A 17198-nucleotide genomic window follows, 5' to 3' on the forward strand; every position below is an offset into this window, starting at 1 on the left:
TCCAGCGTCCTAGCGGGTGGTTTTTCCTCTCCGTTATCCATCCGCGACGGCCTGGACCCGCTGCCGCCCGCCCTGCCCCGCTAGGCGAGCCCGCTGGGCTCGCCAGGGCGCGGACAGGTGCTGGCCCGCACCATCAGCTGCGGCGCCAGCCGCTCGGACGCCGGGCGCCCCCCCTTGATACGCTCGAGCAGCAGCTCCATGCTGCGGTAGCCCATGGCGTGCATGGGCGAGCGGATCGTGGTCAGGCTGATCGGCAGTTCCGCGGCCAGCGGCGTGTCGTTGAAGCCCACGATGGCCACATCGTGCCCCGCGCGCAGGCCGCGATCGCGCACCGCGCCCATCAGGCCGATGGCCAGGAAGTCGTTGACCGCGAACACCGCCGAGGGCTTGCGGGCGCTGCGAAACAGTTTCTCGCCGGCCAGCCGGCCGGCGCGGGTATCGAACGGCCCATGCAGTATCCATTTGGCCGGGATATCCACCCCTTGCTCGCGGCAATAGGCGATGAACCCCGCGCTGCGGTCGCAGCCGGTGCTGGCGTACTGCTCGCCGGCCAGCACGGCGATGTCGCGATGGCCCAGCGCCAGCAGATGTTCGGCCGCCATGCGGCCGCCGGCCACGTCGTCGCAGGTCACGGCGCAATGCGTGCCGAGATGGCGGCTGACCAGCACCATGGGCACGCCGCGCCGGGCGATTTCGTCCAGGAACCGGGTATCGTCGCGGCGCGCATCGGCGAAGATCAGCCCCTCGACCCGGCGATCCAGCGCCATCTCGCCCAATTGCCGCTGGCGCGGCGGCGCGTCGCCGGTATTGGCCACGAACGTCAGGTAGCGCGAGTCGGCGGCCGCCGCGTCGATACCCTCGTAGATCGTGGCCACGACCAGGTCGGACAGCTGCGGCACCAGTACGCTGACCGTGCGCGTTTTCTGGGTACGCAGGCCGATGGCGTGCGGATTGGGTCGGTAATTGAGCTGCTGCGCCAGTTCGCGGATGCGCTCGACCGTCTCGGGCGCGGCGGCGTTGCGCGCGTCGTCGTCGGTGCCATTGAGCACGCGCGAGACGGTCGACACATGCACCTTCAGCTGCTGCGCCAGCGAACGCAAAGTGACCGGAGACTGCTTACCTTTCATGTGGCCTTCCTTTTGCGCGCATCATAGCAACATTCCCGTTTTACCCAAACGTTCGGGTAAATACTAAATTGCCAGCGGCCGCGCGCGCCCCTACAGTTGCTACCCAAACGTTTGGGTAGAGATCCGTATGAACCATTTTCTGCAGCAACTGATCTACGGCCTGTCCGTGGGCAGCACCTATGCCATGATCGCCCTGGCGATCACGCTGGTGTTCCGGGGCATGGACATCATCAACTTCGCGCAAGGCGAAATCTTCATGGTGGGGGCATTCCTGGGCTACGTCTTCCACGTGGACCTGGGGCTGTCGATGTGGCTGGCCTTTCCGCTGGCCATCGCCTCGGCGCTGGTGTTCGGCTCGTTCCTCGAACGGGTGTTCATGCGGCGGCTGGAAAACAGCAACCAGCTCTCGCTGTTCATGATGACCGTGGCGCTGTTCATCCTGCTGCGCAGCGCCGCGCAACTGGTCTTCGGCTCGTCCGCGTACCGCTTTCCGCCGCTGAGCGAACATGCGGCCTCGATCGGCTCGGTGCGCATCAGCGACCAGTACCTGATCGTCATCGGCATGACGCTGCTCATCATGCTGCTGCTGTACCTGCTGTTCACCCGCACGCCGCTGGGCCTGTCGGTGCGGGCGGTCGCGCAGGACAAGACCACCGCGCGCATGATGGGCATCAACGTTTCACGCATCAACAACTTCACCGTGGCGCTGTGCTCGGCGCTGGGCGCTGCAGCCGGCATCGTCTACGCGCCGATAGCGGTGCTGTCGTTCGACATGGGCAACCTGATCATGCTCAAGGGCTTCACCGCCGCGCTGCTGGGCGGGCTGGGCCTGCTCTCGGGCGCGGTGCTGGGCGGAATCATGCTGGGCGTCATCGAGCAGTTCGGCACGCTGTTGATCAACTCCGCCTACAAGGATCTGGTCTCGTTCTCGATCCTGCTGCTCATCATCCTGGTCAAGCCCAACGGCATCCTGGGCAAGAAGCAGATCAAGAAAGTCTAAGCAGACCAAGCCAGAAGGACACCGCATCATGTTTCGTCGCAAATATGGAACCGCGCTTTGCGCGCTGGTCCTCATCGCATTGCCGGCCCTGCTCAACGACCCGTTCATCACCCACCTGGGCGTGCGGGCGGCCACCTACGCCATCGTAGTCATGGGCCTGACGCTGTTCGCCGGCTACACCGGCCAGATCTCGCTGGGGCACGCCGCCTTCTTCGGGCTGGCCGCCTATCTGTCGGGCATGATGGCCAAGGCCGGCGTGCCCTACCTGGTATCGGTGCCGGTCGCCACGGCCGCAGTCGGCGTGCTGGTGCTGCGCACCAGCGGCCACTACCTGGCGCTGGCCAGCATCGCCGTCGCGGTCATCGTGCAGGTCATCATCAAGAACAGCACGATCACCGGCGGCCCTTCCGGGTTGACGGCCGTGCCCGCGCCGGATTTCTTCGGCTGGTCGCTCACCAGCGACCTGGGCTACTACTACTACGTGCTGCTGTGCATGTTCGCCGGCTTCGTCATCCTGCGCCGGGTCATCGACTCGCGCACCGGCGACGCCCTGCAAGCCATCGCCAACAACGAACTGGCCGCCCAGTCGCTGGGCATCCCGGTGTTCCGCTACAAGGTGCTGTCATTCACCATCAGCACCCTGTTCGCGGCGTTCGCCGGCACCCTGTTCGTGCACTACGACGGCTTCATCGACCCGGACAGGCTGGGCATCCACGTCTCCGTGCTGTTCCTGATCATGACCTTCGTGGGCGGCATCGGCAACATCTACGGCTCGGTGATCGGCGCCTTCGCGCTGACCATCATCGAGGAGTACGCCCAGGAATTCGGCCAATACAACATCCTGGTCTACGGCCTGCTGCTGGCGCTGGTGATCCTGTTCCTGCCCAAAGGACTGGTGGATCTGCCCAACAAGCTCAAATCCCTGCGCGCGAGGTAAGCATGCTTTCCGTCAACAACGTGACCCTTTCGTTCGGCGGCGTCCAGGCGCTCTCCGACGTATCGTTCACCATGCAGGCCAATGTCATCCATGGCCTGATCGGCCCCAACGGCGCGGGCAAGACCTCGCTGTTCAACGTGGTCAGCGGCATCTACACGCCGACCGCGGGCTCGATCCGCTTCGACGGCAAGGAAATCAGCCGCCTGAAGCTGCATCAGATCAACCGCCTGGGCGTGGCGCGCACGTTCCAGAACATCATGGTGTTCCCCGACCTGACACTGGCCGAGAACGTGATGATCGGCCGCCAGGACCGCACCCGCGCCGGGGTGCTGGCCTCCATCCTGCGCACCCCGGGCGAGCGCGCCGAACGCCGCGCCACCCGCGAACGGGCGATCGAGCTGCTGTCGTACGTCGGGCTGGCAGGCAAGGCCGACGAACTGGCCTCCAACCTGCCCTACAGCGAACAGCGCCAGCTGGACATCGCGCGCGCGCTGGCCACCGACCCCAGGATCCTGCTGCTGGACGAACCGGCCGCGGGCCTGAACCTGCAGGAGCGCATCGCCCTGCGCAAGCTGATCCTCAAGCTGCACGAGCTGGGCTACACCATCGTGCTCATCGAACACGACATCAAGCTGGTCATGGGCCTGTGCGAGCACATCGTGGTGCTGGAATACGGACACAAGATCGCCGACGGCACGCCGCAGGAGGTGCAGCGCGACGAAAAAGTGATAGCCGCCTATCTGGGCGCGGGAGCGCAGCATGCTTAAGATCGACCGCATCGACACCTATTACGGCCGCGTGCAGGCGCTCAAGCAGTGCAGCCTGGACGTCGCCGCCGGCGAGTTCGTCACCCTGCTGGGCGCCAACGGCGCGGGCAAGAGCACCCTGCTCAAGTCCATCCTCGGCCTGCAGCCGATACGCGGCGGCGCCATCGAATTCATGGGCGAGCGCATCGACCGCCAGGCGCCCGACGCCATCATCCGCAAGGGCATCAGCATCGTCCCGGAGGGACGGCGCGTGTTCCCCGAATTCACGGTGGCCGAGAACCTGGTCATCGGCGCGCGGGCGCGCCGCTCCACCCACCACGAAATCCAGCAGGACATCGAACGCATCCTGGCGCAGTTCCCCCGCCTGAAGGAGCGCTACCGGCAGAAGGCCGGCACCATGAGCGGCGGCGAGCAGCAGATGGTGGCGATCGGCCGGGCGCTGATGGGCCGCCCCAAGCTGCTGCTGCTGGACGAACCGTCGCTGGGCCTGGCGCCGCTGGTGGTGGCCGAACTGATGGACAAGCTGCGCGAGATCCACGCCGCCGGCGCCACCATCCTGCTGGTCGAGCAGAACGTCACGCTGGCGCTGCAGACGGCCCAGCGCGGCTACCTGCTGGAGACCGGCCAGATCGTCGGCTCGGACGATACCCAAGCCCTGCTGCACAGCGACCTCGTGCGCAAGACCTATCTCGGCATGGACGGCTGATACGCGCCACGCCACTTTCGCCGATGCACGGCATCCCCCCCTCCCGACTAGAGAGACATCATGATTGCATTCGCTCCCCGCACCCTGGCCGTCGCGTCGATCGCGGCGACCGTCGCCCTGGCCGGTTGCGGCCAGAAGGAAGAACAGGCCGCGGCCGGCGCCACGCCGCTGCGCATCGGCATCATCGAATCCGTGACCGGCCCGGCCGCCTCGTACGGCGACGCCCACAACAAGGGCACCCGCCTGGCCGTCGAGGAAATCAACAAGGCCGGCGGCTTCAACGGCGTACCGCTCGAAGTGCACGGCGAAGACGACAAGAGCGACCCGGCCACCGGCATCAACGCCGCCAAGAAGCTGATCACCCAGCGCAAGGTCGACGCCATCGTCGGCTCGGCTGCCAGCCTGGTCACCATCGCCTTCTCGAAGGAAAACGAGAAATACAAGGTGCCGCTGGTCAATGGCATGGCCGGCTCGCCCACCATCACCGAGCAGGGCTTCCAGTACACCTGGCGCATCAAGATTACCGACAACCAGCTCGATACCAAGGCGATCGAGCACTATGTGCAGAACAAGAACGCGCGCAAGGTGGCCTTCCTGGCCGAGAACTCCGACTACGGCAAGCCGCCCACCAAGGCGGCCGCCGACCGCGCCCGGGAACTGGGCGCCGAAGTCGTGGCCTACGAGGAATACAACCGCGGCGAGACCGACTTCAAGGCCCAGCTGACCAACATCCGCGACCGCGCGCCCGACGTGCTGTTCGTGCACGGCTACTACACGGAAGGCTCGATCATCGCGCGCCAGATCCGCGAACTGGGGCTGAAGACGCAGCTCATCGTCAACGAGGGCCAGGGCGTGCCCAAGTTCCAGGAGCTGGCTGGCGCCGCGGCCGAGGGCGCCGTGTTCCCCACCACCTGGCTGCCGGGCCTGAGCGACGCGCGCTCCAAGCAGTTCGAGACCGCCTACCAGGCACGCTACAACAGCCTGCCCGGCGCGTTCGACGCCGGTTCATACGAAGCCGTCTACACCGTGGTGGAAGCCGCGCGCAAGGGCGGCGGCACCAAGCCCGAGCAGATCCAGGCCGGGCTGGCCCAGCTGCAAGGCTTCGAGACCCTGCTGGGGCCGGTGCGCTTCGATAAGAAGAACCAGAACGACGGCTCGATCCGCCTGGCCCGCTTCAACAACGGCAAGATCGAACCGCTGCAGTAAACCGCGGCGTCCGCCGGCTTCGCCGGCGGACGCTGTCCACGCCTTGCCTTGCGCCTTACCCGTCTTTCATCAAAATGCTGACCATTGCTGCCCTCGCGTCTGCCTACCGCACGCGCCAGACCACCCCTTCCGCCACCCTGCGCGACCTGCTGGACCGGATAGCCGCCTCGCCGCTGAACAGTTTCATCAGCGTCGACCCTGAAACCGTCATGCGGCAGGCCGCGAACGCCGACGCCGCCTTCGCCGGCGGCGCCCCGGTGGGCGCGCTGCATGGCATCCCCGTGGCCGTCAAAGACTTGATCGACGTCGCCGGCATGCGCACCACCATGGGCTCGCAGCAGTACGCGAACCAGGCGAGCGCCGAACGCGACGCGCAGGTCGTCGCCCGGCTGCGCGCCGAGGGCGCCATCATCGTGGGCAAGACCAACACCCACGAGTTCGCCTACGGCCCCACCGGCGATCGCTCGTACTTCGGCGCGGCATGCAACCCGCGCGACCCGGCCCGCATGACGGGCGGCTCCAGCAGCGGCTCGGCCGCGGCGCTGGGGGCCGGGCTGTGCGCCGCCGCCCTGGGCACCGACACCAGCGCCTCCATCCGCCTGCCCGCCGCGCTGTGCGGCGTGGTGGGCCTCAAGCCCACCTATGACCTGCTGCCGCGCGCCGGCGCCTTCGACCTGAGCCAGACGCTCGATCACATCGGCCCGATGAGCGCCACCGTGCGCGACAACGCCGTGCTGCTGGACGCGCTCGCCGGCCAGCCGGCGCACAGCTACGCGCGCCTGGCCGGCCAATCCGTGCGTGGCCGCACCGTGGGCCTGGCCACCGGTTTCTACCTCGACTATCTGGATGCGCCGGTGCGCCAGGCGCTGGAACAGGCGCAGGAAGCCTTCCGCCAGGCGGGCGCGCAGGTGGTGCCCATCGAAATCGCCCAGGTGCAGGCCATCTACGAAGCCCAGCAACTGGTGCTCAAGACCGAAGCCTATGCGCGCCACCTGCGGGCGCTGACGACCAATGCGCCGTACCAGGACGAAGTGCGCGCGCGCCTGCTGACCGGCGCCGACGTGCTGGCGGTCGATTACCTGCAGGCCATGGCGATGCGCGCCGTGGCGCGCCGGGCCTTCGACGAGACGCTGGCACAGGTCGATGTGCTGCTATGCCCCACCTGCGGCCTCACCGCCCCGCTGCGCGACCAGCGCACCACCGCGCTCGATGGCCAGGAGTACTCCACCACCTGGCTGTTGACCCGCCTGACCGCGCCGACCAATCTGTCCGGCCACCCCAGCCTGTCGGTGCCGTTCGGCGCCGACAGCCAGGGGCTGCCCATCAGCATGCAGTTGATCGGCCGGCATCTGGACGAGGCCGTGCTGTACCAGTTCGGCCAGGCGCTCGAAGACGCCGCCTGAAGCGCGGCGGCCGCCAGCCCGCAACGCCGTGCTGCTCAGCCGGCGTTGGGCGCGGCCCAGAGATTGGGCGTCATGGCGTTCGAATAGCCCGACACGAACGCCTTGCTCGCCCCGGTTTGCGGGTCGTAGACGCTGCGCCGTATGCGGCCGATATTGCCGCCGTACAAGTGGATGCTGATCGACACCCGGTCGTCGTAGGCATTGCTGACCTGGTGGATATCGCCGATCGACGGCGACACACAGGCCACGTCGCCGGAGCGCAGCACCTTGCCCGGGCCCTCCGGCGCCAGCCGGCCGTCGGCGGCGCGCCGAAACGGCTGGTCGGTCTCGGCGCCTCGCAGCATGCCGATGACGCCCTATACCGTGTGGTCATGCACCGGCGTCTTCTGGCCCGGCCCCCACACGAAACTGACCAGCGAGTAGCGGTCACGCGGGTCGCCGTACAGCAGATACTGCCGGTAGTACTCGGGATGCGGCTGCGCCATTTCGTCGGGCAGCCAGTCGTCATGGGCCACCAGGCCGGCGATCAGCTGCCGCGCCTGCGCCAGGATGGCGGCCTCCTGCAGGCCGGTGCGTTCGACCAGCTGGCCCAGCGCCACCACGGTATTGAGCAATCTCTCGGACATGACCCCCTCCTGTCGGTCCCTTCATTCGAGCACATCGCCCATGCGGCGTCATCATGCCCGGAGAAATACCAAAATATAGGATACGAATTCTATATATGTGGAAAATAATAAAGAACACCCTGGATGGACGTCAATCAATATAGCCAATATCAAGCGTATTTACCGGGTAGAGGATGGGTTCGATAACTTCCCAATATTTAGGATTAATATTTCATTATTTGATTTATAAACGCGCTATCTGTATTCTGTGCGCGACCACCCTGGCATACGCATGAGCGCCAGGCCGGCGCTTGCGCTGCAAAGGCATACGACATATGGACAAAACCCTGCTCAAGGGCCTCACGGTCCTCGAAGCCATCAGCCGGCTCGACGGCGCCACGCCCACGCTGGACCAGATCGCCGAGGAAATCGGCCTCACCCGCAGCAATACGCATCGCACCCTGCAGACGCTGGCCCACGCCGGCTATGTCCGGCGCGACCCCGCCACGGGCTCGTACCAATGCACGCTGAAGCTGTTCGAGCTGGGCGCGCGCCAGCTGGCCAGCCTGGACGCCCGCAAACTGGCCCCGCCGTTCATGGGCGAACTGGCCAGGCTGACCAACGAAACCGTGCACCTGTCCGTGCTCGACGGGCTGGACGTGGTCTATGTCGACAAGCTGGACAGCCCGCAGCCCCTGCTGGCCTATTCGACCGTGGGCGGCCGGGCGCCGGCCTACGCGGTGGCCACCGGCAAGGCCCTGCTGGCTTGCCAGACGGCCGACTACCTCGACCACTATGGCGCCGCCATCAAGCGGCACACCGAAGACACGCACGTGTCGTTGCTCGCCCTCAAGCAGGAGCTGGCCGACGTCAACCGCATCGGCTACGCCATCAACCGCGGCGAGTGGCGCCAGGGCATCGGAGGCATTGCCGCGCCGATTTTCAACGGGCTGGACAAGGCCGTGGCGGCGCTGGGCATCTCCGGCCCGCTCGAACGGCTGACAAACCAGAAAATGCGTGAATACGCGCCGCTGGTGCAACAGGCGGCGCGGCAGTTGTCGGCGCACATGGGTTATCGCGGCGGCTATTTCGGCGGCGCCGCCTGAAGCACCAGGAGAAAAAATGAACCAGGAATCCACCCTCGCAGGCGTACGCGTCATCGAAATCTGCAACGTGGCCGCCGGCCCGTTCTGCGGCATGCTGCTGGCCGACATGGGCGCCGACGTCATCAAGATCGAGCCGCCCGGCACGGGCGACACCTTGCGCAGCTGGGCGCCCATCACCGATGGCTACAGCGAGAACTTCGCCTCCCTGAACCGCAACAAGCGCTCGGTCACCCTAAACCTGAAGAACGAGGCCGAGCGCGACGCAGCCATCGAGCTGATCGCCGGCGCCGACGTACTGATCGAAAACAACCGCCCCGGCGTCATGGACCGCCTGGGGCTGGGGCAGCAGGCCATGCGCGCGCGCAACCCGCGCCTGGTCTATTGTTCGGTATCGGCGTACGGCCAAAGCGGCCCGCGCAGCCAGGAAGGCGGCTTCGACCTGACGCTGCAGGCCATGAGCGGGCTGATGAGCGTCACCGGCGAAGAAGGCGGCGCCCCCGTGAAATGCGGCGTGCCCGTCTGCGACTTCACCGCCGGCCTGTATGCCGCCTTCGCCATCGCCGCCGCCCTGCGCCGCGTGCAGGCCGACGGCCAGGGCACGCACATCGACGTCTCCATGCTCGGGGCCACGCTGGGCATCGCCGCCCTGCAGACCTCCCAGTACTTCGGGACCGGCGCGGACCCGGTCAAGCTGGGCTCGGCGCACCCCCGCAACGCGCCGTACCAGGTATTCCGCTGCAAGAACGGCTACTTCGGCATGGCCGCCGGCAACAACTCGCTATGGAAAGCGGTCTGCAAGGTCGTCGAGCGCGACGACCTCCACGCCGACCCGCGCTTTGCCAATCCCACCGACCGCGCCGAACACCAGGTCGCCCTGCGCGACATCCTGGAGGCCATCTTCGCCGAACACGACTCCCATGCCTGGCTGGAGCGCTTCCGCCAGGCCGGCGTGCCGTGCGCCCCCATCAACGACTACTCCGAAGTGCTGGCCGACCCGCAGGTCGAACACATGGATTGGGTGCAGGACCTCGAATTGCCCAACGGCGTGCGCACCCGGACGTTCGTCTCGCCGGTGCGTTTTGACGCGCGCACGGCCGGCGTCATGCGCCGCCCGCCCGCCCTGGACGAGCACAATGATGAGATCCTGTCGGCCCTGGCGGCCCGGCCGGCGGGTTGAGCGCCATGTCCGCCTCCCTTCCCCTGGCCATCGAGCGGCGCCCGGCAGCCTGGACCTTCACGCTGTCTCGCCCCGAAAAACGCAACGCGCTGTCGGCCGAACTGGTCGAGGCGCTCATCGACGGCGTGGATGCCGCCCACCGCGAACAGGTGCCGCTGCTGGTGTTCGCCGGCGCTGGCAGGAACTTCAGCGCCGGATTCGACTTCACCGACTACGAGACGCAAAGCGAAGGCGATCTGTTGCTGCGCATGGTGCGCATCGAAATGCTGCTGCAGCGCGTGGCCGGCTCTCCCAGCCTGACGCTGGCGCTGGCGCACGGCCGCAACTTCGGCGCGGGCGTGGATCTGTTCGCGGCCTGCAAGTGGCGTTATTGCACCCCGGAGGCCGGCTTTCGCATGCCCGGGCTGAAGTTCGGCCTGGTGCTGGGCACACGCCGCTTTCGCGATATCGTCGGCGCCGACCAGGCCCTCTCCATCCTGGGCAGCGCCCGTGCATTCGACGCCGACGAAGCGCGGCGCATCGGCTTCGTGCGCGACTGCGCCGCCCAGGCGCAGTGGCCCGCGCTGATCGACGCGGCCGCCGAAGCGGCCACCGCGCTCGATCCGGCCACCCGCGCCACGCTGCACCGGGTACTGCGGGACGACCACGACGACGCCGACCTGGCCGCGCTGGCGCGCTCGGCCGCGCAGCCTGGGTTCAAGGCGCGCATCCGCGACTATCTGGCCCAGCCGGCCGCCTAGAACCAGATCCGCACGCCCGCCATGATGGCCCGTTCCGAGCGGCTCTCGCCCTCCTCGCTGGCGTAGCTGGCGGTCCTGCCGAACTTGCGGCCGAACGAAACGCCGACATAGGGCGCCACTTCGCGCGTGATCTCGTAGCGCAGACGCAGCGAGAACGACGCGTCGGACAGGCCGGCGCCGATGCCGCGCGCCTTGTCGTCCTTGCCGTACACGCTGGCCTCGATCTCCGGCGTCAGGACGAGCCGCTGGGTCAGCAGCAGGTCGTACTCGGCTTTCAGCGCCAGCGCGGTCCGCCCCGAGCCGCCCACGTAGGCCGTCACCTCGGTCTCGATGTTGTACGGCGCCACGCCCTGCAGGCCGATGGCGCCCCAGTTGCGCTTGGGTCCGGTGCCGAAATCGCGCCGCGCGCCCACCTGCAGATCCCAGAACGGCGAGATCGTGCGATTCCAGAAGGCTTCCACCTTGCCGTCGGAGCGGCCGCCGACGCGCTCGCCCTCGCTCTTGATCCACAGCTTGTCCAGGTCGCGCCCGACCCAGAACTGGCCATCCCATTGCAGGCCCGTGCGACGGTCGCGGTCATAGGTCATGCCCAGCTTGTCGAACAGCAGCTGGCTGGTCGCCATGTCGTCCATCATGTGCGAATGGATGCCGTAGGCCGCGTACGACTGATCACCCGCGCCATCGCTGCTCGGCAAGGCGCCGATCGCCGGCGCAGGCGCCGCGCCGTGATCCATGCCCGGCATGGAGCCATGGTCCATCGCCGACGCAGGCGCCGCGCCATGGTCCATCCCCGGCATGGAGCCGTGGTCCATCGCCGGCGCCTGCGCCCAGGCGCTCGCGGCCGCGGCGGCCAGGCCCAGGCTGGCCGCCATGCCGGCCAATCGCTTCCTGTCGATACTGAAATTCGCCATGTTCCGTTCACTCCACGACGACGGCGCGGAACATGCCCGCTTCCATGTGATACAGCAGATGGCAGTGGTAGGCCCAGTTCCCCCTGGCGTCCGCGCTCACGCGGTAGCTGATCCGCTGGGCCGGATTCAGGCTGATCGTGTGCTTGCGCACCTGGAAGTTGCCGTCGGGCGACTCGAGATCGCTCCATAACCCATGCAAGTGGATGGGGTGGGTCATCATGGTGTCGTTGACCAGCACGAAGCGCACGCGCTCGCCGTACTTCAGCACGATGGGCTTGGCCTGCGAAAACTTCAGGCCATTGAACGACCACATGTAGCGATCCATATTGCCCGTCAGGTGCAACTCGATCTCGCGTGTCGGCGCGCGGTTGTCCTCGGGTTCGACCATGGAGCGCAGGTCGGCGTAAGTCAGGACCTTGCGTCCGTTGTCACGCAGGCCGACGCCCGGATCGTCCAGCCGCGTGGTCACGATATCGGGCAGCATGGAATTGGCCGGGCCGTGCTCGGCGGGATAGGGGTGCCTGACTTCCACCATGCCCCCGCTCGCCTCGCCCGAGCCATGCCCCATGGCGGCATGGTCCATCCCGCCCATGGCGCCGTGGTCCATGGCCGCGCCGTGGTCCATGCCGGGCATGTCGTGCGCCATGCCCATGTCCATCATCGTGAGCATCTGCACCGGATCCAGCGCCGGCACTTCGGCGTGCATGCCCTCGCGCGGCGCCAGCGTGGCGCGCGCGTAGCCCGAGCGGTCCATCGACTGCGAGAAGATCGTATAGGCGCGATCCTCGGCCGGCTCGACGATCACGTCGTAGGTCTCGGCCACGGCGATGCGGAACTCGTCGACCTCCACCGGCCTCACCGGCAGCCCGTCCGCCGCCACGACCGTCATCTTCAGGCCGGGAATGCGCACATCGAAGTACGTCATGGCCGAACCGTTGATGAAGCGCAGCCGCACCCGCTCGCCCGGCTTGAACAGCCCGGTCCAGTTGCCGGCCGGCGACTTGCCGTTGGCCAGATAGGTATAGGTCGCGCCCGAGACGTCCGCCAGGTCGGTCTGGTTCATGCGCATCTGCTGCCACATCAGGCGCTCGCCCAACGCGCTTGCCCAGCCCTGCTTGCGCGCATCGTCGACCAGGTTGTCAACGGTGGGCTGGATGTAGTTGTAGTAATCGGGCATGACCTTGAGCTTGCGGAATACGCTCATGGGGTCTTCATCGGTCCAGTCGGACAGCAGCACCACGTGGTCGCGCTCGGCTCGCACCGGATCGGCGCGCCTGGGCTCGATGACGATGGCGCCGTACAGGCCCGTCTGTTCCTGGAACCCCGAGTGGCTGTGATACCAGTACGTGCCGCTTTGCCGTACCTGGAAGCGGTAGGTGAAGGTCTCGCCCGGGCGGATGCCCGGAAAGCTCAGGCCGGGCACGCCGTCCATCCCGGTCGGCAGCAGGATGCCATGCCAGTGGATCGACGTGTCTTCGTCCAGCCGATTGGTCACGCGCAGCGTCACCGTATCGCCCTCGCGCCAGCGCAGGATGGGCGCCGGGATGCTGCCGTTGACCGTCGTGGCCATGCGCGCCGCGCCGGTGAAGTTGGCCGGCGTGCGGCCGATCTCCAGGTTGAACTCGGTGCCCGACAACACTTCGGGCTGCGCCGCGCCGGGCCGGGCCCAGGCGGCCTGGCGCCACAGCCCCAGGCCCGCCAGCACGCCTCCGCCCGCCAGGCCCTGGACGAAGCGGCGGCGCTGATTCGAAACTGCTCTGCTCATTCGTGCTTTCTCCCCGGAAACGCCGCGGCGCCCCGGCTCGTGGTTACTTGACGGAAACCGCGCCCTTCATGCCGGCCGGATAGTGCCCGGGTTCGAGGCAGCCGAAAGCCACGCGCCCCGCCTTGTCGAACTGCCAGACGATCTCGCCGCGCTTGCCGGCATCGAGCGACACCGAATTGGGCTCCTTGTGGCGCATGCCAGGATCCTTGAGCATCATCTGGTAATGCGCGCCCAGGTCGGCATCGGTACCCAGCACCATCTCGTGGCGGATCTTGCCGGAATTGGTCACCTTGAAGCGCACGGTTTCGCCAGCCTTGACCTCGATCTGGTCGGGCGTGAAACGCATGGCGTCGGTCATGTCGACATTGACCGTCCGGCTGGCCTTGGACGCCACGCCGGGCTTGCCGATCGCGGTGGCGGCGGCCCCGTGCCCGCCGCCATGGCCGCCGCCGTGCGCGCCGGAGGCGGCCGCGCCGAACGAAATCCCGCACGCGGCCGCGGCCGCGGCCATGCGCACTGCGTACACCCTTGCTTTCATGTTCGATCCTCGCTGGTCAGACTGGGTCAAGCGGCCACTGTAGTGAGCCGCGACCGTCCGCAAGCTGTCGGGAACATTACTTTTCTGTCATGCAGGCGCCGCGCGCATCCATCGCGGCAACCGGGGAGCAAGGCGCACGCCGGCCGACGCCGCCACGGCGCATGGCCAGTGCGGTCCGGACGAATGGCCGGAAGTGACGCTTCTGGGATTGCGGTGCGGACGCGACGCGGTGGCGCGACGCTTGCGCGTTGCGCCACGCCGTCCGCCTGCTGCGGACCGTGGCGCCGCGATGGCCGCTAGGGCCTTGGGAAACTGGCGCGCCCGACAGGAATCGAACCTGTATCAAGAGCTTCGGAAACTCTCATTCTATCCATTGAACTACGGGCGCGAAGAGGCGACATTGTACCGAACTTTGCGATTCGCGCACGCCCCGTACGGGCAGCGACAATTCTCTCATCGCATGAGCGTTATATAATCCAGCGTTTGCATGCGGGGAGCCCGGCTTCGGTGCGCCTTGCTCTGTAGTGATTGGATTGTCTCTTGCCGCCTTCTAGGCGTCCCCCGGTACCCCGATTCGCAGGATTTGGTCATGAGCAACGAGCAGGAACACATCGAAGAACACGTCTCGCCCATCAAAACGCCCAAGCAACTGATCACCACGGTCGTGCTGGCTTTCGTCGTCCCCATCATCATCATCATGCTGGTGAATGTGGTCACCTCCGGCACCAAGGTCGGTGCCGGTTCGGATACGCTGGGTGAGGAAGCGGTCGCCAAGCGCATCGCTCCCGTCGCCGGTTTCGAGCTGGTCGACGCCAACGCCCCGAAGGTCCACAAGACCGGCGAACAAGTCTTCACGGCGGTCTGTACCGCCTGCCACACCGCCGGCGTCGCCGGCGCGCCCAAGATGGGCGACAACGCGGCCTGGGCGCCGTTCATCAAGGCCGGCTACGACGCGATGCTCAATGTCGCGCTGCACGGCAAGGGCGGCATGCCCGCCAAGGGCGGCAACCCGGCCCTGAGCGACTATGAAGTGGCCCGCGCGGTGGTCTACATGGCCAACCAATCGGGCGGCTCGCTGCCCGAACCCGCGGCCCCCGCCGAAGAAGGCGCCAAGCCCGCGGAAGCCGCGGCCCCCGCTGCTGCCGCCGCGCCGGCTCCGGCCCCTGCCGCCCCGGCGGCCGCCGCGCCCGCCCCCGCGGCTGCCGCTGCCGCTGCGCCGGCAGCCCCGGCCGAACAGCAGGCCGCCGTCAACCCGGCCGGCGAGAAACTGTACAAGGCCACCTGTTTCGCCTGTCACGCCACGGGCGTGGCCAACGCCCCCAAGTTCGGCGACAAGGCCGCCTGGGCGCCCTACATCCAGACCGGCATGGACGCCATGCTCAAGGTCGCCATGCAGGGCAAGGGCGCAATGCCGCCCAAGGGCGGCGCGGCCACCGCGTCCGAGGACGACATCCGCGCGGCCATCGAATACATGGTCAACGCCGCCAAGTAAGCCGCGGCAGCGCCATGGAAAAAGCCCTTCGGCGTAATGCCGAAGGGCTTTTTCCATTCCCGGGTGCCTGTCCCCGCACGGGGACTGGCACCCGCAAACTTCTCAGGTGCCTGTCCCCGCCGGGACAGGCACCCCGTCATGCGCCATCTTCTGCAGGGACTGGCACCTCTTCCCCGCGAACCGCAGCCTCAGCCGTGCAGCAGCGACAGCCCCAGCTGGACGCGGCGCTGCAGCCACAGGCTGGGACGATAGCGCGGGTCACCGGTGACGCGCTGCATGTTGTGCAGGATCTCCAGCAGGCGGGCGCCGCCCAGCTTGTCGCCCAGCGCCAGCGGCCCGACCGGGTAACCCAGGCCCAGCGTCACGGCGCGATCGATATCCTGCGGCGTGGCGATGCGCTGCTGCGCGATATCGCTGGCAATGTTGACGATGCAGGCGACGATGCGCTGCGCCACGAAACCGGGCGAATCCTCGATGACGCTGACCGGCGCACCGTCGCTGGCCACCAGCGCATGGGCGTCGTCGCGCCAGTTCGACGCCGTGGCCGGCGAGACCATGAGCGTGCGGCGCCGGCCGGCCTCGAACGCATACAGCGTGTCCAGGCCCACGGTGCGCGCGCCGTCCAGGCCCTGGCCTTGCACGCAAGTGGAGACATCCTCGCCGTAGGGCGTGACGATGATCAGCGCATCCTGCGGCGGCGTTGCCCCCTCGGCCAGCTCGACCGCCATGCCGCGCAGCAAGGCGCTGGCGCGCGCGTGGCCGTCCGGATGCGCGGGGCTTACCCAGGCCGCAGGACAGGCGCGGCCGGCTCGGCCGGCACCTGCTTCTGTCCGTCGGGATAGGCATAGAAACCTTCGCCGGCCTTGCGGCCGATCAGGCCGCCGGCCAGCCGCACGGTCGTGATGGGCGACGGCCGGAAGCGCGGCTCGTCGAAGAACTGCCGGTAGATCGATTCCATCACCGGATGCGAGACATCCAGCGCGGTCAGGTCCAGCAGTTCGAACGGGCCCATGCGGAAACCGGCCTGTTCGCGCATGATGGCGTCGATCTGGTCGAACGGCGCCACGGCCTCCTGCGCCACCCGCAGGCCTTCGGTGTTCATGCCCCGGCCGGCGTGGTTGACGATGAAGCCGGGCATGTCCTTGGCCCGCACCGGCGTATGGCCCATGCGCCGCGCCAGCTCGGCCAGCGCATCGCCCACGGCGGGATCGCTGCGCAGGCCGTCGATCACCTCGACCACCTTCATCAGCGGCACCGGGTTGAAGAAGTGATAGCCGACCACGCGCTGCGGGCGCTTGCACGCGGCCGCAATGGCGGTGATCGACAACGACGACGTGTTCGAGGCCAGCACGCAGTCGGCCGCCACGATTTCTTCCAGCGCCGCGAACAGGTCGCGCTTGACGTCCAGCCGCTCGATCACCGCCTCGATGACCAGCTGGCAATCGGCCAGATCGGCCAGCGCCGCCGCCGGCGCGATGCGCGCCAGCGCAGCCTGGGCGTCGGCCTCGCTCAGCTTGCCCTTCTGGGCCAGCTTGTCCCAGGTTTGACGCAACGCGTCGCGCGCCGCTTGCACCGCGGCGGCGTTGGTGTCGTACAGCCGCACCAGCACGCCGGCCTGCGCGGCGATCTGGGCAATGCCGCGCCCCATGGCGCCGGCGCCCACGATGCCGATAGTCTGGATCTCGCTCATTCTTTGCTCCTGCCTGGTTCAAGTATGG

The 17198-nt window shown here is 67.5% G+C and carries 14 protein-coding genes, 1 tRNA gene and 2 pseudogenes; 10 read left to right on the top strand and 7 right to left on the bottom strand.

Annotated elements, in window-relative coordinates:
* Positions 1–80 precede the first annotated feature (80 nt).
* Positions 81–1127: a LacI family DNA-binding transcriptional regulator gene (locus tag LK409_RS18690; protein WP_003815283.1), complete on the bottom strand. Its 1047-nt coding sequence runs from the start codon at positions 1125–1127 to the stop codon at positions 81–83.
* A gap of 127 nt (positions 1128–1254) precedes the next feature.
* Between LK409_RS18690 and LK409_RS18695 the strand changes: the two genes are divergently transcribed.
* The 6 genes from LK409_RS18695 to LK409_RS18720 all read left to right on the top strand — a co-directional run bounded on the left by LK409_RS18695 (position 1255) and on the right by LK409_RS18720 (position 7146).
* Positions 1255–2127, top strand: a complete 873-nt coding sequence (locus LK409_RS18695) for a branched-chain amino acid ABC transporter permease (protein WP_010929386.1) — start codon at positions 1255–1257, stop codon at positions 2125–2127.
* A 28-nt stretch (positions 2128–2155) separates the two neighbouring features.
* The gene (locus LK409_RS18700; protein WP_010929387.1) at positions 2156–3064 is read left to right on the top strand and encodes a branched-chain amino acid ABC transporter permease; all 909 of its coding nucleotides are present in this window, start codon (positions 2156–2158) and stop codon (positions 3062–3064) included.
* A 2-nt stretch (positions 3065–3066) separates the two neighbouring features.
* Complete coding sequence (locus LK409_RS18705) at positions 3067–3831, top strand: ABC transporter ATP-binding protein (RefSeq protein ID WP_010929388.1); 765 nt, start codon at positions 3067–3069, stop codon at positions 3829–3831.
* Positions 3824–4537 carry an ABC transporter ATP-binding protein gene (locus LK409_RS18710; RefSeq protein WP_003815288.1) on the top strand — a complete coding sequence of 238 codons (714 nt, stop codon included), beginning with the start codon at positions 3824–3826 and terminating at the stop codon, positions 4535–4537. Before LK409_RS18705 ends, LK409_RS18710 begins: the two co-directional genes overlap by 8 nt.
* Positions 4538–4597: 60 nt before the next feature.
* On the top strand, positions 4598–5743 hold the full coding sequence (locus LK409_RS18715) for an ABC transporter substrate-binding protein (RefSeq protein ID WP_003815289.1): 1146 nt from the start codon (positions 4598–4600) through the stop codon (positions 5741–5743).
* 74 nt (positions 5744–5817) lie between these two features.
* The gene (locus LK409_RS18720; protein WP_010929389.1) at positions 5818–7146 is read left to right on the top strand and encodes an amidase; all 1329 of its coding nucleotides are present in this window, start codon (positions 5818–5820) and stop codon (positions 7144–7146) included.
* Between the two features lie 35 nt (positions 7147–7181).
* Here the strand turns inward: LK409_RS18720 and LK409_RS18725 are convergent.
* Positions 7182–7772: pseudogene (locus LK409_RS18725) on the bottom strand (cysteine dioxygenase).
* 290 nt (positions 7773–8062) lie between these two features.
* Here LK409_RS18725 and LK409_RS18730 point away from each other — a divergent pair.
* Genes LK409_RS18730 through LK409_RS18740 form a run of 3 tightly spaced genes read left to right on the top strand, consistent with a single transcriptional unit; the run spans position 8063 to position 10774 of the window.
* Complete coding sequence (locus LK409_RS18730) at positions 8063–8857, top strand: IclR family transcriptional regulator (RefSeq protein ID WP_003815297.1); 795 nt, start codon at positions 8063–8065, stop codon at positions 8855–8857.
* Between the two features lie 16 nt (positions 8858–8873).
* Complete coding sequence (locus LK409_RS18735) at positions 8874–10034, top strand: CaiB/BaiF CoA transferase family protein (RefSeq protein WP_010929390.1); 1161 nt, start codon at positions 8874–8876, stop codon at positions 10032–10034.
* Positions 10031–10774, top strand: a complete 744-nt coding sequence (locus tag LK409_RS18740) for an enoyl-CoA hydratase/isomerase family protein (RefSeq protein WP_010929391.1) — start codon at positions 10031–10033, stop codon at positions 10772–10774. Before LK409_RS18735 ends, LK409_RS18740 begins: the two co-directional genes overlap by 4 nt.
* On the opposite strand, the gene LK409_RS18745 is transcribed toward LK409_RS18740, so the two are convergent.
* From LK409_RS18745 to LK409_RS18760, 4 genes are all read right to left on the bottom strand, one after another.
* Positions 10771–11685: a copper resistance protein B gene (locus LK409_RS18745; protein WP_033448268.1), complete on the bottom strand. Its 915-nt coding sequence runs from the start codon at positions 11683–11685 to the stop codon at positions 10771–10773. The genes LK409_RS18740 and LK409_RS18745 overlap by 4 nt on opposite strands.
* A gap of 7 nt (positions 11686–11692) precedes the next feature.
* A complete protein-coding gene (locus LK409_RS18750) occupies positions 11693–13450 on the bottom strand; it encodes a copper resistance system multicopper oxidase (RefSeq protein ID WP_003815301.1) in 1758 nt (585 codons plus the stop codon).
* A gap of 43 nt (positions 13451–13493) precedes the next feature.
* A complete protein-coding gene (locus LK409_RS18755; RefSeq protein WP_010927148.1) occupies positions 13494–13988 on the bottom strand; it encodes a cupredoxin domain-containing protein in 495 nt (164 codons plus the stop codon).
* Positions 13989–14301: 313 nt separating this feature from the next.
* A tRNA-Arg gene (locus LK409_RS18760) sits at positions 14302–14376 on the bottom strand.
* A gap of 201 nt (positions 14377–14577) precedes the next feature.
* Here LK409_RS18760 and LK409_RS18765 point away from each other — a divergent pair.
* Entirely contained in the window at positions 14578–15480 is a 903-nt protein-coding gene (locus LK409_RS18765; protein ID WP_041937311.1) for a c-type cytochrome, read from the top strand.
* A gap of 188 nt (positions 15481–15668) precedes the next feature.
* Here the strand turns inward: LK409_RS18765 and LK409_RS18770 are convergent.
* Positions 15669–17170, bottom strand: a pseudogene (locus tag LK409_RS18770) (3-hydroxyacyl-CoA dehydrogenase).
* Positions 17171–17198 lie beyond the last annotated feature (28 nt).

Source organism: Bordetella parapertussis (assembly GCF_020735925.1).
Lineage (GTDB): Bacteria > Pseudomonadota > Gammaproteobacteria > Burkholderiales > Burkholderiaceae_B > Bordetella > Bordetella pertussis.

What these genes read in the sequence shown, in the direction of transcription:
- LK409_RS18690 (WP_003815283.1), bottom strand. Translation starts at nt 1,127, where the DNA reads ATGAAAGGTAAGCAGTCTCCGGTCACTTTGCGTTCGCTGGCGCAGCAG.
- LK409_RS18720 (WP_010929389.1), top strand. Translation starts at nt 5,818, where the DNA reads ATGCTGACCATTGCTGCCCTCGCGTCTGCCTACCGCACGCGCCAGACC.
- LK409_RS18715 (WP_003815289.1), top strand. Translation starts at nt 4,598, where the DNA reads ATGATTGCATTCGCTCCCCGCACCCTGGCCGTCGCGTCGATCGCGGCG.
- LK409_RS18695 (WP_010929386.1), top strand. Translation starts at nt 1,255, where the DNA reads ATGAACCATTTTCTGCAGCAACTGATCTACGGCCTGTCCGTGGGCAGC.
- LK409_RS18755 (WP_010927148.1), bottom strand. Translation starts at nt 13,988, where the DNA reads ATGAAAGCAAGGGTGTACGCAGTGCGCATGGCCGCGGCCGCGGCCGCG.
- LK409_RS18765 (WP_041937311.1), top strand. Translation starts at nt 14,578, where the DNA reads ATGAGCAACGAGCAGGAACACATCGAAGAACACGTCTCGCCCATCAAA.
- LK409_RS18700 (WP_010929387.1), top strand. Translation starts at nt 2,156, where the DNA reads ATGTTTCGTCGCAAATATGGAACCGCGCTTTGCGCGCTGGTCCTCATC.
- LK409_RS18750 (WP_003815301.1), bottom strand. Translation starts at nt 13,450, where the DNA reads ATGAGCAGAGCAGTTTCGAATCAGCGCCGCCGCTTCGTCCAGGGCCTG.
- LK409_RS18735 (WP_010929390.1), top strand. Translation starts at nt 8,874, where the DNA reads ATGAACCAGGAATCCACCCTCGCAGGCGTACGCGTCATCGAAATCTGC.
- LK409_RS18745 (WP_033448268.1), bottom strand. Translation starts at nt 11,685, where the DNA reads ATGGCGAATTTCAGTATCGACAGGAAGCGATTGGCCGGCATGGCGGCC.
- LK409_RS18705 (WP_010929388.1), top strand. Translation starts at nt 3,067, where the DNA reads ATGCTTTCCGTCAACAACGTGACCCTTTCGTTCGGCGGCGTCCAGGCG.
- LK409_RS18710 (WP_003815288.1), top strand. Translation starts at nt 3,824, where the DNA reads ATGCTTAAGATCGACCGCATCGACACCTATTACGGCCGCGTGCAGGCG.